Annotated in this window: 21 protein-coding genes; 13 read left to right on the plus strand and 8 right to left on the minus strand. The window is 65.4% G+C overall.

Annotation, left to right across the window (positions count from 1 at the left end; translation table 11 throughout):
• Positions 1-252: 252 nt before the first annotated feature.
• The 8 genes from AACY13_RS01400 (at position 253) to AACY13_RS01435 (ending at position 11,710) form a co-directional block, all read left to right on the plus strand.
• A complete protein-coding gene (locus AACY13_RS01400) occupies positions 253-3,846 on the plus strand; it encodes a DUF2339 domain-containing protein (protein ID WP_339458652.1) in 3,594 nt (1,197 codons plus the stop codon).
• Complete coding sequence (locus AACY13_RS01405) at positions 3,843-5,213, plus strand: DUF3999 domain-containing protein (protein WP_339458654.1); 1,371 nt, start codon at positions 3,843-3,845, stop codon at positions 5,211-5,213. The genes AACY13_RS01400 and AACY13_RS01405 overlap by 4 nt, the downstream gene beginning before the upstream one ends.
• Positions 5,214-5,428: 215 nt before the next feature.
• Entirely contained in the window at positions 5,429-7,075 is a 1,647-nt protein-coding gene (locus AACY13_RS01410; protein WP_339458656.1) for a histidine kinase N-terminal 7TM domain-containing diguanylate cyclase, read from the plus strand.
• 143 nt (positions 7,076-7,218) lie between these two features.
• Complete coding sequence (estP, locus tag AACY13_RS01415; RefSeq protein WP_339458657.1) at positions 7,219-9,120, plus strand: esterase EstP; 1,902 nt, start codon at positions 7,219-7,221, stop codon at positions 9,118-9,120.
• Between the two features lie 81 nt (positions 9,121-9,201).
• Complete coding sequence (locus AACY13_RS01420) at positions 9,202-10,209, plus strand: class 1 fructose-bisphosphatase (RefSeq protein WP_339458659.1); 1,008 nt, start codon at positions 9,202-9,204, stop codon at positions 10,207-10,209.
• Positions 10,210-10,212: 3 nt separating this feature from the next.
• Positions 10,213-10,830 (plus strand): DUF924 family protein, encoded by a 618-nt coding sequence (locus tag AACY13_RS01425; RefSeq protein ID WP_339458662.1) that lies wholly within the window; start codon positions 10,213-10,215, stop codon positions 10,828-10,830.
• Positions 10,831-10,898: 68 nt separating this feature from the next.
• A complete protein-coding gene (gene bamE / locus AACY13_RS01430) occupies positions 10,899-11,153 on the plus strand; it encodes an outer membrane protein assembly factor BamE domain-containing protein (protein WP_339458664.1) in 255 nt (84 codons plus the stop codon).
• Positions 11,150-11,710 (plus strand): lipocalin family protein, encoded by a 561-nt coding sequence (locus AACY13_RS01435; protein WP_339458667.1) that lies wholly within the window; start codon positions 11,150-11,152, stop codon positions 11,708-11,710. The genes bamE and AACY13_RS01435 overlap by 4 nt, the downstream gene beginning before the upstream one ends.
• Before the next feature lie 14 nt (positions 11,711-11,724).
• On the opposite strand, the gene AACY13_RS01440 is transcribed toward AACY13_RS01435, so the two are convergent.
• Positions 11,725-12,168, minus strand: coding sequence for a DUF2141 domain-containing protein (locus tag AACY13_RS01440; protein ID WP_339458668.1), 444 nt, complete (start codon positions 12,166-12,168; stop codon positions 11,725-11,727).
• A gap of 31 nt (positions 12,169-12,199) precedes the next feature.
• Between AACY13_RS01440 and AACY13_RS01445 the strand changes: the two genes are divergently transcribed.
• From AACY13_RS01445 to AACY13_RS01460, 4 genes are read left to right on the plus strand one after another with little or no spacing between them, the layout of a single operon-like run.
• Positions 12,200-13,117 (plus strand): dialkylrecorsinol condensing enzyme, encoded by a 918-nt coding sequence (locus AACY13_RS01445; protein ID WP_339458670.1) that lies wholly within the window; start codon positions 12,200-12,202, stop codon positions 13,115-13,117.
• A 19-nt stretch (positions 13,118-13,136) separates the two neighbouring features.
• On the plus strand, positions 13,137-14,303 hold the full coding sequence (locus AACY13_RS01450) for a beta-ketoacyl-ACP synthase III (protein ID WP_339458672.1): 1,167 nt from the start codon (positions 13,137-13,139) through the stop codon (positions 14,301-14,303).
• Positions 14,300-14,707 carry a hypothetical protein gene (locus AACY13_RS01455; RefSeq protein WP_339458675.1) on the plus strand — a complete coding sequence of 136 codons (408 nt, stop codon included), beginning with the start codon at positions 14,300-14,302 and terminating at the stop codon, positions 14,705-14,707. The genes AACY13_RS01450 and AACY13_RS01455 overlap by 4 nt, the downstream gene beginning before the upstream one ends.
• Entirely contained in the window at positions 14,704-15,711 is a 1,008-nt protein-coding gene (locus AACY13_RS01460) for a BtrH N-terminal domain-containing protein (protein ID WP_339458679.1), read from the plus strand. The genes AACY13_RS01455 and AACY13_RS01460 overlap by 4 nt, the downstream gene beginning before the upstream one ends.
• A 65-nt stretch (positions 15,712-15,776) precedes the next feature.
• Here AACY13_RS01460 and AACY13_RS01465 read toward each other — a convergent pair whose 3' ends face one another.
• From AACY13_RS01465 to AACY13_RS01490, 6 genes are all read right to left on the minus strand, one after another.
• Positions 15,777-16,334: a hypothetical protein gene (locus AACY13_RS01465; protein ID WP_339458681.1), complete on the minus strand. Its 558-nt coding sequence runs from the start codon at positions 16,332-16,334 to the stop codon at positions 15,777-15,779.
• Complete coding sequence (locus AACY13_RS01470; protein ID WP_339458683.1) at positions 16,325-17,449, minus strand: beta-ketoacyl synthase N-terminal-like domain-containing protein; 1,125 nt, start codon at positions 17,447-17,449, stop codon at positions 16,325-16,327. Before AACY13_RS01470 ends, AACY13_RS01465 begins: the two co-directional genes overlap by 10 nt.
• Positions 17,450-17,522: 73 nt before the next feature.
• Positions 17,523-17,855, minus strand: coding sequence for an acyl carrier protein (locus AACY13_RS01475; protein WP_339458686.1), 333 nt, complete (start codon positions 17,853-17,855; stop codon positions 17,523-17,525).
• Complete coding sequence (locus tag AACY13_RS01480) at positions 17,837-19,021, minus strand: ABC transporter permease (protein WP_339458689.1); 1,185 nt, start codon at positions 19,019-19,021, stop codon at positions 17,837-17,839. Before AACY13_RS01480 ends, AACY13_RS01475 begins: the two co-directional genes overlap by 19 nt.
• The gene (locus AACY13_RS01485; protein WP_339458691.1) at positions 19,018-19,902 is read right to left on the minus strand and encodes an ABC transporter ATP-binding protein; all 885 of its coding nucleotides are present in this window, start codon (positions 19,900-19,902) and stop codon (positions 19,018-19,020) included. Before AACY13_RS01485 ends, AACY13_RS01480 begins: the two co-directional genes overlap by 4 nt.
• Complete coding sequence (locus AACY13_RS01490; RefSeq protein WP_339458694.1) at positions 19,895-20,302, minus strand: beta-hydroxyacyl-ACP dehydratase; 408 nt, start codon at positions 20,300-20,302, stop codon at positions 19,895-19,897. Before AACY13_RS01490 ends, AACY13_RS01485 begins: the two co-directional genes overlap by 8 nt.
• 245 nt (positions 20,303-20,547) lie before the next feature.
• On the opposite strand from AACY13_RS01490, the gene AACY13_RS01495 reads away from it, so the two are divergent.
• The gene (locus tag AACY13_RS01495) at positions 20,548-21,102 is read left to right on the plus strand and encodes a methyltransferase family protein (protein ID WP_339458697.1); all 555 of its coding nucleotides are present in this window, start codon (positions 20,548-20,550) and stop codon (positions 21,100-21,102) included.
• A gap of 62 nt (positions 21,103-21,164) precedes the next feature.
• On the opposite strand, the gene AACY13_RS01500 is transcribed toward AACY13_RS01495, so the two are convergent.
• A complete protein-coding gene (locus tag AACY13_RS01500) occupies positions 21,165-21,599 on the minus strand; it encodes a hypothetical protein (protein WP_339458700.1) in 435 nt (144 codons plus the stop codon).
• Positions 21,600-21,659: the final 60 nt, after the last annotated feature.

A 21,659-nucleotide genomic window follows, 5' to 3' on the forward strand; every position in this document is an offset into this window, starting at 1 on the left:
CGATGATAGCGAGCCTGGCGCATTTGTGAATGACTATCTGCCGGCTGGTCATATTCTGTGCGGCTGGCGCGAGGGCATTGTTTATGGCTGCCATCCAGGCCAGGCCCCCCTCGGGCACTTTCTAACTGTGCTGTGATGCGTGCGGCATTCGTCTCTCTGGGTATGCGTGGGGCGGGCTCCTATACTGCTGCCAGTTCGCGCCCGCTGCGAGGGCAGGGAATGTTCGGGTTTAGCTGATTGGGAATGCACTGCATGCAATGGATCTTGATGCTGGTCGGCTTGGTGCTCGGGGCTGTGGCGGATGAAACGCTGACCGCCTCGCTGCTCGGTGCGCTGCTTGGCCTGGGGCTAGGTCAGGCGCTCAGGTTGCACGGGCTGGCGCGCGAGAATGCGGCGCTGCAGGCCCAGCTCAAGACCTTTGCCCAGCGCTTCGAACAGGGCACGGCCGCTCTCTATGAGCGCCTGTTGAAGCTGGAGCAGCAGGCTGCCACGACCAGCGAGGTGCCGCCGCCGACTGCCGAGCCAGCCGCTGCTGCCGAACCCGTGCCGACGCAGCCCGCCCAGGCGCAGCCGGCCAGTGCAGCACCCGCCGAGGCGGAGCTGGACTGGACCCTGGACATCGAGCTGGCCGAACCGGATAAACCCGCCGAACCGGCCCCTCAGACAGCCGAGCCGAAGCGCACCGCCAAGCCTCGGAAACCCGCCGCGCCACGTCAGCCGAGCTTGGTCGAGCGCGGTTTCAGGGCGGCGAAGAACTGGCTGCTGGGCGGCAATACCGTGCTGCGTGTGGGGGTGGTGCTGCTGTTTCTCGGCCTGGCCTTTCTGTTGCGCTATGCCACCGAGGGCATGGTGGTGCCGGTGCAGGTGCGCTATGCCGGGGTGGCCGCCAGTGCGCTGGCCCTGTTGGGCCTGGGCTGGTGGCTGCGCCTGCGCAATCCGAACTATGCGCTGATGCTGCAGGGTACCGGGATCGCCGTACTGTACCTGACCGTGTTTGCCGCCATGCGCCTGCATCCGTTGCTCGACCCGGGGCTGGCCCTGGGCCTGCTGGTGCTGGTCACTGTGTTCTCGGCGATTCTGGCGGTGCAGCAGAATGCCCTGGGTCTGGCCGCGGCGGCGGCCCTGGGCGGTTTCGCCGCGCCGATCCTGACGTCTACCGGCAGCGGCGACCATGTGGCGCTGTTCAGCTACTTCGCCCTGCTCAACGCCGGGATCTTCGCCATTGCCTGGTTCAAGGCCTGGCGCTTGCTCAACCTGATCGGTTTTGTCGGCACCTTCGGCATCGGCTTCGCCTGGGGCATCCGCTCCTACAACCCCGAGCTGCTGTGGAGCACCCAGCCGTTCCTGCTGCTGTTCTTCCTGATGTATGTAGCCATCGGCCTGCTGTTTGCCCGACGCAAGCTGCGCGAGGCGGCGGATGCGCCGCAGGCGCGCGATCAGCTGCTGCGCTGGGCGGCGCGCCAGGGCGACTATATCGATGCCACCGTGCTGTTCGGCCCGCCGCTGGTGGGCTTCGGCCTGCAGTTCGCCCTGGTGCAGCATATCGAGTTCGCCGCGGCCTTCAGCGCCCTGGCTCTGGGCCTGTTCTACCTGCTGCTGGCACGGCTGCTGGTGGGCCGCACGGGGGCGCGTGCGACGCTGCTGGTGGAAACCTGCCTGGCCCTGGGTGTGGTGTTCGGCAGCCTGGCGATTCCCCTGGGCCTGGACGCGCGCTGGACGTCGGCGGCCTGGGCGGTGGAGGGCGCGGGCATCTACTGGCTGGGGCTGCGTCAGCGGCGCGGGCTGGCACGGGCCTTCGCCCTGCTGCTGCAATTCGGTGCGGCCGTGGCCTTTGTCATGGGCCTGGAGGGTGGCCATCGGACCCTGCTCGAGGGCGCGCCGCTGGGCGCGCTGATGCTCGGCGTGGCGCTGTTGTTCAGCTACTGGCAGTTGCGCCGCAGCCCGCCCGAGGCGAGCAGCAGCTGGGAGCGGCGCGGCTTGCCGCTGTTGGCCTGCAGCGGCCTGGCCGGCCTCTACCTGATTGCGCCCTTGCTGTTTGCCGCTCAGGGCACGGCCATCAGCTGGGCCGTGGCCGGTTTGCTGACCCTGCTGGTGGGCCTGCGTTTGCCGGCGCGCAGCTTCCTGTTCAGCGCCTTCGCCGTGCAGCTGCTCGGCGGCCTGGTGTTTATGCTGCAGATGGCCGGCGACGCGCTGACCGGCGGTGGCGGTTTCGCCGCCGGCTGGCAGGGCCTGCTGACCTCATCCTTGATCGGCCTGGGCCTGATCGCCGGCATGTTGCTGGCGGCGCGCGATCCCCGGGTCAGCGCCGACCGCCGCCTGCTGCGCGGCCTTTCCCTGGTGCTGCTGGTGGGGCTGGTGTTTCTCAACCTGGCGGTGCTGTTCGTCCTGCCCTGGGCCACGGCCAGCGCGGTATGGGGCGGCAGCGGGTTGCTGATCATCTGGCTCAGCCTGCACCTGCAGCAGCGCGCCAGCTTTGTCTTCGGCTTGCTGCTGCAGGGCCTGGCGGGCCTGGTGTTTCTTGGTGTCAGTCCGCTGCTGTATGGCCAGCTGGGTAGCGAGGGGTTGCGCCCGCTGGGCCATGTGGATTTCTGGACGCCGCTGGTGCTGGGCACTGCCGCCCTGGTCGGGGCCTGGCGTCTGCAGCAACTGGCGCGCCGCGAAGCGCCCGCTGCCCTGGGCAATTTCAGCCTGCTCGGCCTGGCCCAGTTGCTGCTGGTATGGGGCGCGGCCTGGTGGGCCCTGGCCCTCAGCAGCGAAGTGCTGCGTTTTCTCGAGCCGGACTGGCAGGCGGCGGCTCTGCTCGGCGTCGCCGCCCTGAGCGTGGCGGCGGCCAGCCTGATCGCCCCGCGGGCGCGTTGGCCGGAGCTGGCGCTGTTGTGCTGCCTGCTGATCCCCCTGGCCGGCGTGGTGCTGCTGCATGCCTGGCACCTGCACTATCAGCCGGCGGCGCATTTCGGCTGGCTGGGCTGGGCGCTGCTGTTCGCCGTGCACTTCTGGTCGCTGCGGCGGCTGGCCGCGCAGCTGCCGGGAGGAGCCCTGAGCGCCGCCCATGTGCTGGGCTGCTGGTTGCTGCTGGGGGTGCTGGCGCTGGAGTTGCGCTACCTGTTCTTTGCCCTGTCGGAGCATTACAACGCCTGGCGCTGGCTGGGTTGGGCGCTGCTGCCCAGCGGCTATTTATGGCTGATGTCCCTGCCGCGTCAGTGGCCCTGGCCGCTGGCGGCCTATCCGCGGGAATACCGTGTGCTGGCGGCAGCCCCCCTGGCGCTGCTGATGCTCGGCTGGTTCTGGCTGGCCAACGTGGCGAGCGCCGGGGAGGCCGAGCCGCTGGCCTACCTGCCGCTGCTCAACCCGCTGGAGCTGGGCCTGCTGTTCGCCCTCGGCGCTGCCTTTGCCTGGGCGCGTACGGGCTTGCCGGCGCTGGGTATGGACGCCGCGCGCAGTCGCGGCCTGACCCAGCTGCTGGCAGGGGCCTCGCTGTTCGCCTTGCTCACCGCCATGGTGATGCGCACGGCCCACCATTGGGGAGGTGTGCCCTATCGCCTGGATGCGCTGCTTGATTCGATGCTGGTGCAGGCCGGGCTGTCGATCGTCTGGACCCTGATCGCCTTGCCGCTGATGGTGCTCGGCAACCGCCGCGCACAGCGTGAGCTGTGGCTGATCGGCGCGGCGCTGATCGCCGTGGTGGTGGCCAAGTTGTTGTTTGTCGAGCTGGGCAATCGTGGCGGCCTGGAGCGCATCGTGTCCTTTATCGGGGTGGGGGTGTTGCTGTTGGTGGTCGGCTATTTCGCGCCGTTGCCCGCGCGCAAGGCCGAGGCCGAAGTCGAGCAAGTCCGGGAGCAGGCATGAATAGGGTCAAATCGCGTTACCTGGGCTGGGGGCTGCTCGCCGCTCTGTTGCTCAGCCCATTGGCCCAGGCTCAGGAGCGCCTTGAGGATTACGCCGTGCAGTTGCCCCTTGCGCTGTCCGGGGAAGGTCCCTGGTACCGCCTGGAGGTGCCCATGGCCCTGCATTTCGCCGCCCGCTTCGGCGATCTGCGCGACCTGCGGGTGTTCAATGCCGAGGGCCAGGCCCTGGCCTATGCCCTGGTTCCGGGGCAGAGCGAGGCGCACGACAGCCGGCGCGAACAGGCGGTGCGCTGGTTTGCCCTGCATGCCGAGCAGGGCGACGCCACTGGCGTACCGAACCTGCGGGTGCAGCGCGGCACCAGCGGCACGCTGATAGAGCTGCTGGAGCCGGCGGACGCTGCGCAGAAACCGGCGCAGCTGCGCGGCTGGGTGCTCGACGCCAGCGCCATAGATGAGAACCTGGTGCGGCTGCAGCTGGACTGGGCCGGCGGCCAGGAGGGCTTTCAGCGCTTCAGCATCGAGGCCAGCGATGACCTGCAAACCTGGCAACCCTGGGGGACGGGGCAGTTGGCGCGCCTGTCCTTCGACGGCGAGCGCATCGAGCAGCGCCAGGTCGAGCTGCCGGGCCGTAGGGCGCGCTACCTGCGCCTGCTCTGGCAGAACCCGCAACAGGCCCCGCAGCTGACTTCGGCGGTTCTGCACAGCCAGCGCAGCGAGCAGGCCCCGGCTCCGCTGGTGTGGTCGCAGCCGCTGCAGGCCAGGCGCAGCGCGGATGGCGAGTATCAGTGGCAATTACCCCTGGCCCTGCCGCTGGAGCGGCTCAAGGTCGAACTCAGCCAGGCCAACAGCCTGGCCCCTATCCGCGTGGCGGGGCGCAGCGAGGGCAAGGGAGCCTGGCGAGCGCTGGCCCAGGGCCTGCTCTATCGCTTGCCGGAAAATGGCGCGGAGATCCGCCAGGATGAACTGCAGTTGCCGGGCTGGCCGGTGCAGCAGCTGCGCCTGCAGGTGGATCCGCGTGGCGGTGGGCTGGGAGCCGAGCCGCCGACCTTGCAGGTGGCCGTGCGCGCCAGCCAGCTGGTGTTTCTGCAGCGCGGCAGTGCGCCCTATCATCTGGCGCTGGGCCGGGCTGGGGTTCAGTCGGCGGCCCTGCCGCTGACCACCCTGATTCCCGCGTATCAGCCACAGCGTCTGCAGCAGCTGGGGCGTGCCGAACTGATGGCAGAGTCCACCCTGACAACGCCGCTGCAGTCCGCCTCGGCAGCCGGCGGCGACTGGAAGCGCTGGGGGCTCTGGGCGGTGCTGCTGCTGGGCGTGGGCATGCTGGGATTGATGGCCATCAGTCTGCTGCGCCGGCCTGCGGGTGAATGAATATCGATGCTGCCTGCCTCATAAATAAACCCATGATGGGGCCTGGCTTTTACAGTATCGTTGGCGGCTTGAATTGATCGAGGTTTGAGGTCAGGGAGGCCCTTGCATATCGCTATCTCGACTACAGCGCGGAGTCTTTCCGCAAGCGTTTCTGGGGGGGTGGCAGCTCTGTGCTGCTGGCGTATCGGAGCGTTATCCATTGCAGCGCGCAAGCGATGAACGCCTGCGGTGATTCCGCCTGGGCGCTGAGTGCGCCGGTGCTGCTGACGATCTGCGTGTGTTGCGGCGTGCTGCTGCTGGCGCGTTGGGTCAAGCGCCAACGCTACTTCCCCGGGCGGGAAACCTTTATCGTGCTGCACCTGGCCAGCATCTGGTGGATGGTCGCAGCCGGCCTGGAAATGGCCGCGCAGGGCTCGCAGTGCAAGGTGTTCTGGGCCAGCATGGCCTGGCCCGGGATTCTCGCGATGCCGACCTTCTGGGCGATGTTCCTCTGGCAGTACGTCAACAGCGTGCGCCAGCCATTGTCGCTGCGCACGACCCTGGGGCTGGCCGTGGTGCCCCTACTGATCTGGCTGATGGCCCTGAGCAACCCCTGGCATGGCCTGTTCTACGGCCCGGGCACCGCGCCGCTGAGCGATGCTCCGGGTGCCCCTATCCGCTACCAGCATGGCCCGCTGTTCTATGCCGCGGCGGCCTATCTCTACCTGTTTATGGCCTTCAGCATGGGCGTGGTGCTGCGCGCGGCGCTGGTCAGCTACGGCGTGCACCGCCGCCATTTCATGGCGTTCGCGGTGGTCACGGTGATCCCCTGGATCGCCAATATCGGCTATGTGGTGTTCGGCTGGATGCTGTTCGGCTTCGACCCGACGCCCTTCAGTTTTGCCTTTACCCTGCTGGCCTTCGCCTGGCTGATCGTCGGCGTGCGTCTGTTCGACCTGCTGCCCATCGCCCGTCACCTGCTGCTCGATGCACTGTTCGACCCGGTGCTGGTGGTCGATGCCCAGCTGCGGGTGATCGAGGCCAACCCGGCAGCGCTGAAGCTCGCTGGCCTGCAGGGTAGCTGGCAGGGCCGGTCGCTGGCGGACTGGCCGGTGCTGGGCGCGGATCTGCAGACGCTGCTGGTTGGCCAGCCCAAGGCGGAGCAGGAGCAACTGCTGGCCCTGGCCAGTTCGGCGCGCTACTTCGAGGTGCGCATCCGTGCCATCGAGCGCACGACCCACCGGGGCACCCTGGTGTTGGGCCAGATGCTTTACCTGCGTGATGTCACCCAGCGGCATCTCAGTGAGTTGAAGCTGGCCGAGGCCCTGGCCGTCAGTGAAGAGCGCCTGCGAACCATTTCCGACCTGCATGAGCAGCTGCGCGAGCAAGCCCTGTGCGACCCGCTGACCGGTCTGTACAACCGCCGCTACCTGGACGAGTTCTTCGCCCGCGAGCTGGCCCTGGCCCAGCGCGAGCGCACGCCGATCTCCCTGGCCCTGATCGACCTGGATCACTTCAAGCTACTCAACGATGAATACGGTCATCTGGAAGGCGATGACGTGCTCAAGGGTGTGGCGCAGCACCTGCTGGAAAACCTGCGCAGCTCCGATGCGCTGTTCCGCATCGGTGGCGAGGAATTCCTGCTGATCCTGCCCCGCGCCGATGGCCAGGAGGCGCGTCAGCGCCTGGACGCCATCTGCCGCAGCCTGGCCGCCCATCCCTTGCCCACCCGTGGTGGTGCCCGCTACGTCACCCTTTCCGCCGGCCTGGCGCTCTGGCCCGAGCAGGGGCTGGCGCTCGACGAGTTGCTCCAGGTGGCCGATGCGGCGCTGTACCAGGCCAAACACGAAGGGCGCAACCGGGTGTGCGTGCTGTCGCGTTAGGTTTTGGCGTGCTCGCCAGGCAACTCGCGCAGCCCTGACCTCACCCAAATGGGTGAGGCTGGCGCTAGCCCGTGCATTGGTTGGCAAAACTGACTACATTCTGTGGCAGTAAGGTCCAATAACAATAAATTTCCAGGTGGCCCATGAAGCGACTCTTAACGCCATTAGCAGCTGCATGCCTGCTCGCAGCATCCCCCTCTCTTGTACTGGCCTCGCCCTATTCCGGGCTGGTGGTGTTTGGCGACAGCCTCAGTGATGCCGGGCAGTTTTCCGACCCGGGTGGCCCGGATGGCGCGACCCGGCGCTTCACCAACCGCGTGGGTCCGACTTACCAGAGCGGCAGTGGAGAAATCTTCGGTTCGACCTCGCCCATGTTGTTGGGCGAACTGCTGGGGCTAGGGCCGCAGACCCCATCGACTTCTTCGGTCCTGGCCGACGCCGGGTTGCCTGATGGTTCCAACTGGGCCGTAGGGGGTTATCGCACCGACCAGATCCTCGACTCGATTACCGCGGCCGGTGGCTCGGTGGTCGGCAGTCGCACGCGCGATGGCTATCTGCTGGATCTGGCTAATCGCGGCCTGAGCCTCGATCCCAATATGCTGTTCTACGTCAACGGCGGCGGTAACGACTTTCTCCAGGGCACCATCTTTACCGATGGGGCTCAGGTTTCCGCGGGTCGCCTGGCCGACGGCGTCGAGGCCCTGCAGGCGGCGGGTGCCCGTTACATCATGGTGTCCCTGTTGCCGGATGTCGGCAGCACGCCGGCCATCTCGGGCACGGGGCTGGCTCCGGTTATTTCGCAGATCGGCCAGGACTTCAACGTCGAACTGGTGCGCCGGCTTGAGGCCATCGACGCGCAGATCATCCCGCTGAATGTGCCGCTGCTGTTCAGCGAAGTGCTGCAGAACGCCGCCGCGTACGGCTTCGATACCAGCCAGAATCTGATTGGCAGCTGTTTCGACGGCTGTGCCAACGTCAATGCCACCTGGGGTATCAACAGCGCTACGCCGGACCCGAGCAAACTGCTGTTCAACGACAGCGTGCATCCGACCACGGCGGTGCAGCAGATCTTCGCCGACTATTCCTATTCGCTGCTGGCTGCGCCCTGGGAGCTGACCCTGCTGCCGGAAATGGCCCACGGCACCTTGCGCGCGCACCAGGATCAGCTGCGTACGCAGCTGCTGGCCGACTGGGAAGCCTGGCAAGCCGTTGGCCAGTGGCGGGCGATGGTGTCCGCTTCGGGGCAGCGTCTGGACTTCGACTCCCAGCGCGCGTCTGCGGGGGCCGACGGCAATGGCTACAGCCTCGATCTGGGCACCAACTACCGGCTCGACGAGGCCTGGCGGGTGGGCGTTTCCCTCGGAGTGTACGAGCAGGAACTGCAGGCCGGCAGGGCCGATTCCGACTATGACATGCGCAGCTATCTGGCCACCGCCTTTGCCCAGTATCAGCACAACCGCTGGTGGGGTGATCTTTCCGCCAGTGCCGGCTACCTGGATTATCAGGACCTCAAGCGCAAATTCGACCTCGGCGTGACCCAGTCCAGCGAGAAGGGCGACAGCGAAGGCCAGTTGTGGGCATTGAGCGGGCGGCTGGGCTACGACATCGCTCAGCCAGGCAGTCACTGGCACCTGAGTCCCTTCCTCAGCGCCGACTATGCGCGGGTCGAGGTGGACGGCTATGCCGAAGAGGGAGCCCGTTCGACCGCACTGACCTTCGCCGACCAGACCCGTACCTCCAAGCGCCTGGGCTTCGGTTTCCAGGGCAACTGGATGCTCGGCGCGAGCACCCAGGTGTTTGCGGAAATCGCCCGCGAGAAGGAATACGAGGACGATGCAGCCAAGCTCAATGTCGCCCTCAACAGCCTGCCGAGCCTCGATTTCACCCTGCAGGGCTATCAGCCGGATGATCGTCTGGACCGCCTGAGCCTGGGCTTCAGCCAGCAGCTGAGCGCGGATCTGGCATTGCGCGGGGCCTATAGCCTGCGCAAGGGCGAGGACGACAAGCAGCAGGGCGTCAACCTGGCGCTGACCTGGAACTGGTAGCGACCAACGGGCGGCAGCGGGAGGCGCTGCCGCTCTTAAAGGAGTAAACTGCGCGCGATTTCTTTCCTTCCGGAGCCTTCCATGTCCCGCGTTACCCTCAGCCGCTACCTGATCGAGCAGACCCGCAGCCATAACACCCCGGCCGATCTGCGCTTCCTTATCGAGGTGGTGGCGCGTGCCTGCAAAGCGATCAGCCATCAGGTGTCCAAGGGTGCCCTGGGCGGCGTGCTGGGCAGCATGGAAACCGAGAACGTGCAGGGCGAAGTGCAGAAGAAGCTCGATGTGCTGTCCAACGAGATTCTGCTGGAGGCCAACGAGTGGGGCGGCCACCTGGCCGGCATGGCGTCGGAAGAAATGGACAACGCCTATCAGATTCCCGGCAAGTACCCGAAAGGGGCCTACCTGCTGGTTTTCGACCCGCTGGATGGCTCCAGCAACATCGACGTCAATGTCTCGGTAGGCACCATCTTCTCGGTGCTGCGCTGCCCGGATCGCAATGGCGAAGAGGGCGACCTCGGCGAGGAAGCCTTCCTCCAGCCGGGCACCCAGCAGGTCGCCGCCGGTTACGCGATCTACGGCCCGCAGACCATGCTGATGCTGACCCTGGGTGATGGCGTCAAGGGCTTTACCCTGGACCGCGAACTGGGCAGCTTCGTGCTCACCCACGACCATATCAAGGTGCCGGAAGCGACCAAGGAATTCGCCATCAACATGTCCAACCAGCGCCACTGGGAAGCGCCGGTGCAGCGTTACGTCGGCGAGTTGCTGGCGGGCGAGACCGGGCCGCTGGGCAAGAACTACAACATGCGTTGGGTCGCCGCGATGGTCGCCGATGTGCATCGCATCCTCACCCGTGGCGGCGTATTCATGTACCCGCGTGACAGCCGCGAACCGGAAAAGCCCGGCAAGCTGCGTTTGATGTACGAAGCCAACCCGATGGCGATGATCATCGAGCAGGCCGGCGGCGTGGCCACCAATGGCACCCAGCGCATTCTCGATATCCAGCCGACTTCCCTGCACCAGCGGGTGGCGGTCTTCCTCGGTTCCAAGGAAGAAGTGTTGCGCATCACGGCCTACCACCGGGACTGAACCATGCAGCAACCCTGGCAACCCTTGCTCGACTGGTGGTTCGGTGCGGCCGGCTGCGGTGCGGCGGCAACCGCCGGCGAGGTCGCGGCTGCCCGTGGCAAACTCTGGTTCGGCAAGCAGGACAGCCAGGACCATGAGGCCCGCGAGCGCTTCGGTGCCTGGGTCGAGCAGGCCCTGGCCGACGCACTGCCCGACTGGCAGCAGGATGCCCGGGGGTGGCTGGCCAACATCCTGCTGCTCGATCAGCTGCCGCGGATGATCTTTCGCGATAGTCCGCGGGCCTTTGCCGGTGATGCGCTGGCCCGCAGGTTGGTGCAGCAGGGCATGGCCAGGGGCTGGGACCAGCAGCTTGCGCCTATCCAGCGGGTGTTTGTCTACCTGGTGCCGGAGCATGCCGAAGACCTGGCGCTACAGAATCAGGCAGTGCAGCTGTTTCAGGTATTGTTTGAACAGGCCGCAACCGCCGAACGCGAGCTATTTGCCGGCTACCTGGACTATGCCGAGCGCCACCAGCGGGTGATTGCCCGCTTCGGCCGTTTCTCCCATCGCAATCAGATTCTCGGGCGCACCAGCAGCGCCGAGGAATCTGCCTTTCTGCTGGAACCCGGCTCGCGTTTCTGAGTTCCAAGCAGGCACCTCGGGTTTCGCTGTGCCAAGCTTGCTGTTCTTTCCCCTCTGGAGTCTGTGCCATGTCGTTGCGTCATTTCGCTTTGCTGTGCTGCTGTGTCGTGCTGGCTGCCTGTAGCAAGGTCAACCAGGATAATTACTCGAAACTCAAACCCGGCATGAGCAAGGCCGAGGTGGAGAGCCTGCTGGGTAGCCCGAGCGAGTGCGCGGGCGCATTGGGCATGTCGAGTTGCACCTGGGGCGATGACCAGCGCTTTATCAGCGTCCAGTACGCCGGCGAGAAGGTCATGATGTTTTCCGGCAAGGGCCTCAAATGATGCGTCTGCTGGTGGCCGCGCTGGCCCTCGCCGTGCTGGCGGGCTGTGCCAATTCGGGCACCGGCGTGGTGCCGCCGAAAACCGTGGAACGGGTGGATCTGGAGCGTTATCAGGGCACCTGGTACGAACTGGCGCGACTGCCGATGTTCTTCCAGCGTCACTGTGCGCAGTCCGAGGCAACCTACGGTCTGCAGGAGGACGGCAGCCTCGCCGTCAGCAATCGCTGCCGCACCACCACGGGCGAGTGGCAACAGGCACAAGGGCAGGCGGTGCCGCAGTTGGCCGGGCAGAGCAACAAGCTCTGGGTCCGTTTCGATAACTGGGCCAGCCGTCTGCTGCCGGGGCTGACCAAGGGCGAGTACTGGGTGCTCTACCTGGACGACGACTACCAGAATGCCCTGGTCGGTCACCCCAACCGCAAGTACCTCTGGCTGCTGTCACGCAGCCCGGACGTTAGCGCCCAGACCCGCGAGCTGCTGCTCGGTGAGGCACAGAGTCGTGGTTATGACACCGAGCGCTTGATCTGGCGCAGCAGCGATCAGCAGATCGAGCGCTAGCCGGTCGCGTTTTTCTAGGGCCTGGCTTTGGGGCTATGCAGGCGGATGCTCAGCTGGGTGTGCGCCTCGCCATGTGCGAACAGGCAATCCAGGGGCACAGGCTTGCCATTGAGCAGTGGCGGGTTGCCGGAAAAACCGACGGGCTCGAGGGGAATGCCGCGCCGGCTGCGGTCGAGCCGGCCATTGCCGTTGCTGTCCTGAAACAGCTGGATGGCGTAGCGCCCCGGGGCGATATCCTCCAGCCGCACCACGGCCGCACTGCTGCGCACCTGTAGCAACGGCTGTTCGGGCCAGTGCGGCTCGACGGCGACCAGTGCCAGGTAGAGGTCGCCGCTGGCGTGACTGCCCTCTAGTTTGACCCGGATGTCGCCAGCCTGGGCCAGCGGGCAGCCCAGTAGCAGCATCAGCCCGGTTTGATAGCCGGTCTTCTTTACGGTTTGAAGAAATCTCTGTGGCATAATCCGGGCATTTCGCAGGAAGTGGCTGGCGATGCGTCAGGTATTGATCGTTCATTATTCGCAAACCGGCCAGCTAGACAGGTTGGCGCAGTCGGTCTGTGGGCCGCTGCAGGAGCACGCCGACATTCAGCTGGATTTTCTCCAGCTGCAACCCGCGCAACCTTACCCCTTTCCCTGGCCGTTTCTCGACTTTTTCCGGATTTTTCCGGAGACCGTGCTGATGCGCCCGCAGCCGCTGTTGCCGTTGGCGGTGGATGCGAGCAAGCGCTATGACCTGGTGATCCTGGCCTACCAGGTGTGGTTCCTCTCGCCCTCGCAGCCGATGACCGCCTTTCTCGCCTCGCCGCAGGCGGCGCAGTTGCTCAAGGGCACGTCTGTGGTGACCCTGATCGGCTGCCGCAATATGTGGCTGATGGCTCAGGAGAAGCTCAAGGCTCGGCTCACTGAGCTGGGTGCGCGGCTGCTGGACAATATCGCCCTGACTGATGCCTGCGGCACCGCGGCGAGCTTTCTGGCAACGCCCTTGTGGCTGTTTACCGGGCGGCAGAAGCCCTACAGCTGGGTGCCGCGGGCAGGTATCGATGAGGCGGAAATGGCCGCCGCCAGTCGTTTTGGCCAGGCCATGGCGCAGCGCTTGACGGCCGATAGCCTGCCGATCGAGCAACCCATGCTGACCGGGCTTGGCGCGGTGCGTATCGATGAAAAACTGATCGCCAGCGAGAAGGTCGGCAATCGCAGCTTCCAGTTGTGGAGCCGCCTGCTGGCGGCCCTCGGCCCGCAGCAGAGTCGGCGGCGCGCGGCCGGGCTGGTGGTCTATATCCTGTTTCTGTTGTGCCTGATCGTCACCGTAGTGCCGCTCAGTGCCTTGCTCAAGAAACTGCTGGCCCCTCTGTTCAAGGAGCGCACTCAGCGTGAAAAGGCCTACTTTGCCGGCCCGTCAGGCGAGTGAAGTGACCCGAGGAAGTCCCGTGGTACAACCCGTATTTATCAATCGCATCAGCGCCTTTCTGCCCCATGCGCCGGTCGATAACGAGCAGATGGAAGCGCGCCTGGGCCTGGTTGGCGGCAAGCCGTCGCGGGCGCGCAAGCTGATTTTGCGCAGCAATGGCATCCAGCAGCGTCACTATGTGATCGACCCGCAGACCGGCGCGCCGAGCATGAACAATGCCCAGGTCAGCGCGGCGGCGATTCGCGGCCTGCTGGGTGGCGATTTCCGGCTGGAGGATCTCGACTGCCTGGTGGCCGGCAGCGCCTCGCCGGATCAGGTCATGCCTGGCCATGCGGTGATGGTCCAGGGCGAGCTGGGCAACCCACCGTGCGAAGTGGTGTCCACCGCGGGTATCTGCCTGTGCGGTATGACCGCGCTGAAGTACGCCTGGATGAGCGTGGCCAGTGGCGAAAGCCGCAACGCCGTGGCCTGCGGCTCGGAGGTGGCCTCGACCCTGATGCAGGCGAGCAACTTCAGCGCCGAATACGAGAGCCGCCTCGACGAGCTGGAAAGCCATCCGGAAATCGCCTTCGAGAAGGACTTTCTGCGCTGGATGCTCTCTGACGGTGCCGGTGCGGTGCTGCTGCAAGGCCAGCCCAATACCCGGGGCCCGAGCCTGCGCATCGACTGGATCGACATCTACTCCTTCGCCGACCAGATGCCGCCGTGCATGTACGCCGGGGCGGAAATGGTCGAGGGCCAGCTGCAGGGCTGGAGCCGCTATGACGGTGCCGAACGCAATCGCCGCTCGCTGATGGCGATCAAGCAGGACGTCAAACTGCTCAACGACAATATCGTCAAATACACCGTGGAAGAGACGCTTAAACGCATCATGGCGCGGCGCGAATTGCAGGCCGATGCGGTCGATTACTTCCTTCCGCACTATTCCTCGGAGTTCTTCCGCGAGCGCCTGGCCGTGGGCCTGGCCAATGCGGGTCTGCCGATTCCGCAGGAGCGCTGGTTTACCAACCTGACCCGCAAGGGCAATACCGGCGCGGCGTCGATCTTTATCATGCTCGAAGAGCTGTTCAATTCGGGCAGCCTGCGCAGCGGCCAGCGCCTGCTCTGCTATGTGCCGGAAAGTGGGCGCTTCTCCAGCGCCTTTATGCAGCTGACAGTGGTGGGCCAGGAGGGTGATAACGCATGAAGCTCGATGAAGTTCCCCAGGATCAGAGTTCCACCTACGGCGGTCACAGCAAGCTGGTCTACGCCGTGGATGCCAGCGGCCATTACCAGGGCGCGCAGAGCGATGGTTGGGAGCCGGAGGCCTTCGCCACCCAGCTGGCCGTGGCCGAGCTGCAGGAGCAGGCAGCCGAGGCCGAAGCGGGCTGGCGGCGTGGAGAGCTGTCGCCACTGAAGTGCCTGATGTACCGCTATCGCCTGGATGAACCGGCGTTGGCGCAGATTACCGGGCTATGGCAATGGCGCATTCGCCGGCACTTTCGCCCGGCGCTTTACCAGAAGCTGTCGGCGGCCATTCTGGTCCGTTACGCCGAGGCCTTTGGCCTGCCTGTCGCACAATTGATCGCCTATCAGAAGGATGCGGCATGAGCAGTTTTCAGCAGCCCTTTCAGCATCAGCAGAGCGCCCACTGCGAAAGCGGGGTGATGGCCAGCCTGCTGACCCATGCCGGTCTGCCGATGAGCGAACCCATGGCCTTTGGTCTGGCCTCGGGCCTGGCGTTTGCCTACCTGCCGATCGTCAAGCTCAGTGGCATGCCACTGATTGCCTACCGCATGCCGCCCAGGCACCTGATCAAGACCCTCAGTAAACGCCTGGGCGCGCGTCTGCATACCCGTACCTTCGGCAATCCCGAGCAGGGTCGCCGCGAGCTGGATGCGGCGTTGGACAGTGGCCGTCTGGCCGGGCTGCAAAGCTCGGTATTCTGGTTGCCGTACTTTCCGCCGGAGATGCGCTTTCACTTCAATGCGCACAACCTGCTGGCCTATGGCCGCGAGGGCAATGACTACCTGATCAGCGACCCGGTATTCGAAGAACCGGTGCGCTGCGCCGCCGAAGACTTGCAGAAGGCGCGCTTCGCCAAGGGCGCGCTGGCCGCCAAGGGGCTGATGTACTGGCTCGATGAGGTGCCGCTGGAGCAGGACTGGAACCGTCTGATCCGCCAGAGCGTGCTATCGACCACGCGGATTCTCGACGGCATGCCGCTGCCGTGGATTGGTATTCGCGGTATCCAGCATTTGGCCAAACAGATCGAAAAGCTCGACCCGACCCAGGCCAAGTACAACCGTCTGTACCTGACCCATATAGTGCGTATGCAGGAAGAGATCGGCACCGGCGGCGCGGGTTTCCGCTTTATGTACGCGAGCTTTCTGCAGGAGGCCGGCGAGAAACTGGGCGACCGCAATCTGCAGGAAGCCTCGGCGCAACTCACCGCCATCGGTGACGACTGGCGCCAGTTCGCCTCGGCCTGCGTACGCGCCAGCCGCAACAAGGGCGAGACGCCGAACTTCGCCCCCATCGCCGAGAGCCTGCGTGGCATTGCCCTGCAGGAACGCGCACTGATGCAGGAGCTGGCGGCCTGGAGCAAGCGGTAGGGCGGATCGCGCTGTATCGATCCACCGTCCAACGCCGATGGTGGATGAAAACGGCGTCATCCACCCTACAGATTGATCCGCTGCACCTCGGCGTCTGCGCATAGCTCGGCAAAGCTGTTGGCATAGACGCCAGTCGTTGGTCCCTCCAGCAGCAGCGCCTGCACGCAGAAATCCCCGTGCTCATCGCAGACCAGCAACAATGCCTGCTCGATCAAACCATCCTGCAAATCCAGATTGGCCAGGGCCTGCAACTGCGCCCAGACCTGTTCCCCTGCGCCGATAAACAGATTCGGCCCGTCGATGCCCAGTTGCTGGGCGATGTGGAAGCCGGCGGCATTACTGACGCTGTTGACGAACTCGAAGGGTTTCGGCTGCTTGTGTTGCACGCACACCGCCTCCAGCAGCGCGCCCATGGTGGCCCGCGCCGGGTGGGCGGAGGCCAGATACAGGCCGCAGTTGCTGCGTATCTGCGCTTTCAACGGCGCGGCGGCCAGCAGGCATTGCAGGATCAGCCGGTCGATACGCCGGGGCGGGCTGTCCAGCCACTGGCCCAGGGCCGCTTTCAATTCTTTATCGCTACTGGCGGCCAGGCCGCCAATTTCACTGGCGGCGATTACCGGCATGCGCTTTCTCCCTGTACGCAGCCTTGCAGAATCAGGCTGGCGTTATTACCGCCAAAACCGAAGAAGTTCGCCAGCAGCAGGCTGTCGGCCGCCAGTGCCTGCGCTTCTGCGCTTAATGGCAGCATGGCTTCGCCGGCGTAGTTCACACCCGGCAGCGGGCCGTTCTGCAGCGCTTTGAGCAGCAGCAGGCTTTCACTCAGGCCACAGGCCCCCAGGGTATGGCCGAGCCAGGGCTTGAGCAGGCTGAGCGCCGGCATCTGCTTGCCGTAGAGCAGGCGCATGCCGTTGCTTTCGGCTTCATCGTTGGCGCTGGTGGCGGTGCCGTGCAGTTTCACCAGGTCGATCTGCTCGGCGCTGCAGCCGGCGCTGTTCAGTGCCTGTTGCATGACCCAGTGAATATGGCTGCCATCTTCGCGGGTGGTGGTCAGGCTGCTGGTGTCGCAGGCGCTGAAACCGCCGAGCAGGCGCGCCAGCGGGGCGTCGCCGGGTTCGCGGCCGAGCAGTACGGCGGCATAGGCTTCGCCCAGCAGCAGGCCGTCGCGTTCGGGGTGGAAGGGCCGGTACTGGCCGCTGGGGCTGGTCAGCAGCAGTGTGCCAAAACCCTGCATGGCGATGGCGCTTGGCGTCTCGAAGCTCAGCACCAGGGCGCGCGCGTACTGGCCGGCGGTGATAAGCCGGGCGCCATAGAGCAGGCCGTTGGCGGCGCTGGTGCAGGCGGTATTCAGGGTAAAGGCGGCGGCAAAACCCCAGCGCTGGCGCAGCTCGGCGGCCAGCCGGTCGAGGGGGGGGGCGTCCTCGGGGTTAAAGCCCTGTTGCTGGCTGGTCAGGGCTTCCAGCTCGCTGATATCCAGACTGGTGCTGGCGACTATCAGCAGGCAGTCATCCAGGCCCTGGAGCTGGGTGCCGAGGGTTTCGCCCAGCAGGCGATCCAGACGCTCGATCAGGCTTTCGCCGGTTTTAGCGGCGTACAGATAGCTGCGCGGCTCGTGCACTTCATGCAGTACAAAGGCTTCGCCCAGGGGCGGCTGGCCTGCCTGCAGGGCGCGGGCGGCGCTATGCAGGTTATCGCCCAGGGCGCAGTGCAGGGCGGCGCGTTGCAGGTAGATCGGGGTCACTGCTGCTGCCTCCGAAACGCTTCGTTGGCGGCTGCGCGTCGGCCATGCGGCGTTGAAAGCGGGCTCAAAATGCTCATTTAGCGCTCGTAAACTGCGCTTTCTCGCCCGCTTTCGCCTTGCCTGGCTCTAGCTCGCCAGCCACCGAATCGCCTCGGATATAGGCGGCGATGCTGGCGATGCTGCCAAGTATACGGCGGCCGTCCTTGGCACCCTCGATGCGCACGCCGTAGTGCTGCTGCAGCGCCAGGGAGACTTGCAGGGCATCCAGGCTGTCCATGGCGATGCGGCTTTTCGCGCCGAACAGCGGCTCGTCATCGCCGATGCTCTGCCAGTCGATATCGTCTTCCTTGTCGCACTCGCGGATCAGCAGTTGTTTGAGTTGTTGTTCTAATAGTGAGTGGTCCATTGCGTGCGCTGTACTCGTCGGGTGAACAGAAGCAGCCCGGCCATGCCACACAGCGCTGCAAACAGCAGCAGGCGCGCGCAGTAGGGGGCGACGTCGGCCAGTGAGCCGTGGCCCACCAGCAGGGTGAGAAAGGCATCCAGCGCCCAGCTCATGGGTGAGATTTCCGCAAGCTGAGCCATGGCTACCGGCATGACGCTCTTCGGCACCATGATTCCGCCAATCGCGGCCAGCAGGATATTGATGCCGCCGCCGAGCAGCAGCGCCTGTTCGCTGCTGCGCGCCAGGGCGGCCAGCAGCAGACCCAGGCTGCAGGTGGCCAGGGCGATGCAGAGTGCCAGCAGCGGATAGGCCACGGCGCTACCGGGCAAACTCAGGCCGGGTAGGCCAAGCAGTGGCAGGCCGTAGACGCCGATGCCGAGCAACAGAACGAACTGCAGCAGATTGATCGCCAGGTACGGCAGCAGCTTGCTTAACACCAGGGTGCCGAGGTTCAGCCCCAGGCAGCGCAGGCGCAGCAAGGTGCCGCTCTGCTGCTCGCGCTGAAAGCCGCCGGCCATGGGCAGGACGACGAAGAACATGCCGAAGATCAGCCAGGCCGGCACGCTCAGCTGGGTGGCGTTGGCGCGGCCGCTGAGGTCGCCGCTGGCCAACTGTTCCTGCTCGTCGATCCGGCTCTGGGTGCGCTGCTGCACCAGCTGCAGGCGCTCGGCGCGGTCCAGCTCGGCATCGACCACGCCGCTGTCTTCCAGGTAGGCCAGCAGCCGGGTTTGCGCCAGGGCGATGCTCACCGCGCTGTGCAGGCGCTGGCGCGAGAGTTTATCGAACTGCGCCGGGAAGCTCAGGCTCGGACCCTGGTGCGGGCTGTCCAGCAGCGTGTCGGCGAAGTCGGCGGGCAGGCGCACGCGGGCCAGACGTTCGCTGCTTTCCTCGAGCAACTGACTGTCCGCCAACTGCGCCTGCAAGGCGTCGCGAAAGAACTGGCTGGCGTCGTCGTGCGACGCTTCGATAATCAGGCGCAGCGCCGGTGGTTTGTCCTGCATATAGCTGGACATGGCCCCGGCCATCAGCAGCAGAAACAGGGTCGGCATAATAAACAGCACGGCCAGCGCGTGAGGGTCGCGCAGCAGCAACAGCACTTCCTTGCGCGCCAGGGCCCAGAGCCTCATAGCCGGCCTCCGTTAAGGCGCAGGTAGAGCTGTTCCAGCGACGGCCGGCCAAAGCGCAGCAGATTGGGCAGGCCCTCCTGGGCGGCGACAAATTCGGTGATGGCCAGCAGCTGTTGGCCATTCAGGGCTGCGATACGCAGGCCCTTGGGCAGGGTTTCGGCCGTGAGTTGCAGGCGCGCGAGCAGTTCGCTCAGGCCGACTGGTGCCGCGTCCGGCCATTCCAGCAGCAGGCCGTGGTCGCCGCCGAGCAACTGGCTCTTGTCCAGATCCAGGCGCACCTGGCCTTCGTGCAGCAGCAGGATGCGCTGGGCCACCCGCTCGACTTCTTCCAGATAATGGCTGGTGTAGATCACCGCCTTGCCCTCGGCGGTCAGCTGCTCGACGGCGGCCAGCAAGTGCTGGCGACTGGCGGCGTCGACGCCCACGGTGGCTTCATCGAACAGATAGAGCTCGGCCGGTTGCAGCAGGCCGATGGCGAAGTTCAAACGCCGTTGTTCGCCGCCGGAGAGTTGTTCGCTGCGCCGCGCCAGTTTGTCTTGCAGGGCGCAGATATCGATGCACTGCTGCAGGCGCTGGCGGCGTTCTGCGCCGCGCAGGCGATACAGATCGGCAAACAGTTCGAGATTCTCAGCCACCTTGAGCCCGGCGTAGAAGGCCAGCTGCTGCGGCACCAGACCGAGCCGGGGCTGACCCTCCCAGCGCAGCTCGCCCTGTTGCAACGCCAGCACGCCGCTCAGCAGGGACAGCAGGGTGGTCTTGCCCGCGCCGTTGCTGCCGAGCAGGCCGAGGCATTCGCCGGCCTGCAGCTGCAGGTCGATGCCCTGCAGCGCGGCGCGGCCGCTGCCCGGGTAGCTGTGGGAAACGTGGCGCAGTTCAAGCATGGATCAACACCAGCAGCAGCTTGCCGTCGAGCAGCAGGCGTTGCTCGCTGTGGATACTGAAGGCATAGAGTGCCCCGGCCGGGCTCAGCGCCTCCTGCTGGGCGCTGATCTGCACTGCACCGCTGCGCTGCGCCGGTTCATGGTGCAGCTGCAGCTGCGAGAGCTTGCCGACCAGGGCCATTTCAATGGCACTGGCATCGCCGTATAAGGCACCATGCGCGGCGCACAACTGCGCGGCCGCTTCGAACAGCAGGCAGGGCGAGGCGTCACTGCCAAAGGCATCCAGATGGTGCCAGGCACTCAGGCCCTGAATGCTCAGGCTGTCATGCGCCAGCAGGCCATCCAGCCAGAGGGCCGGGCCTTGGTGGGGCAGCAGGCGGTGCAGTTGGGAGCGATCCATGGCGGGCGGCCGAGACAAACAGGCCGGCAGTGTAACAGAGGGCTACAGGTCAGGCAGCGCCTGGCCTTGACGGACTAACAGGCCGTTTAAAAACGTAGGCGAGGCAGGCAAGACAAGGCAAAAACGGCCGAGGAAGCGGAGTTTACTGGTTGTAAATGAGCATTCCGAGGCCGTTTTTAACGCAGGATTGCCCACACAGGTAGTTTTTCAACGGCCTGCTAACGGGCGGGGGTGGAGAGGGCTTTATGGCGTGGTTGCAGGGGTTGGCTTTTGTGCTGGGCACGCTGATGCTGCTGGCGCTGTCCTGGCAGGCATTGCGCCGTCCAAAGTCCCACGGTTTCTACCGGTTCTTCGCCTGGGAGGCGATTCTGGCCTTACTGGTGTTCAACGCGCCGGTCTGGTTTATCGAGCGTTATGCCCTGCATCAGCGCCTGTCCTGGCTGCTGCTATTCGGCTCATTGCTGCTGTTGTTTGCCGGCCTCTATCAGCTACGGCGCATGGGCCGCCCCGATGGGCAGCGTACGGACGCCGAGCTGTTCGCCTTCGAGCGCACCTCGCAGCTGGTGACCAGCGGCATCTTCCGTCTGATCCGTCATCCGCTGTACGCCTCGCTGCTGTTGCTGGCCTGGGGCGTGGCCTGCAAACAGCCCAATGGCCTGAGTCTGTTCCTGGCGCTGTTGGCCAGTCTGGCGTTGTGGCTGACCGCCAAGCGCGATGAGGCCGAGTGCCTGCAGCAGTTTGGCGAGGCGTACCGCGACTATATGCAGCGCAGCAGGATGTTTATTCCCTGGGTTTTCTAAGTCCTACGCCAAGCTCTGTTGTAGGGTGCGCTGTGCGCACCGATTGCTGAGCTGCCAGGCGGCTACTCCCAGCTTAGCCGCGCCAGCTTCCACTCATCGTCTTCCAGCCACCATTCCAGCTTCACGCTGTAGTGGCGCGCGCTGTCGGGGATCAGGCCTTCGGCACCGGTCAGGCCAACCTGGGCCTCGGTGTGGCCTTTTTCGCGGTAGGTCGCGTCGAGGTAGCTGTTCTTGCTCAGGGCCAGCACCTTGATGTTCTTGTGGCGCATAAACAGCAGCAACATGGTGCGCTGCGCCCACTCGCGGTCGAACTCGCCCTGGGCCGAGAACTGCGGGTGCAGCTGGTCGAGCACGGCGCTGTTTTTCTTCGCTTGCAGGTTGTCCTGCAGCTGTTGCACCGCGGCTTCCAGTGCCGCCTGCGGGTCGTCCTTGCCGCCGCAGCCGGCGAGCAGGGTGCAAAACACCAGGAAAGCCAGGGCAATTAGCCTTGTTGGCATGCTGAACTCCTTTTTCATGGTTATGATGCCCGGCAGAGCGTTAAATGGTTGCGACAGGCG

This window comes from Pseudomonas sp. EA_105y_Pfl2_R69 (genome assembly GCF_963970915.1).
GTDB lineage: Bacteria > Pseudomonadota > Gammaproteobacteria > Pseudomonadales > Pseudomonadaceae > Aquipseudomonas.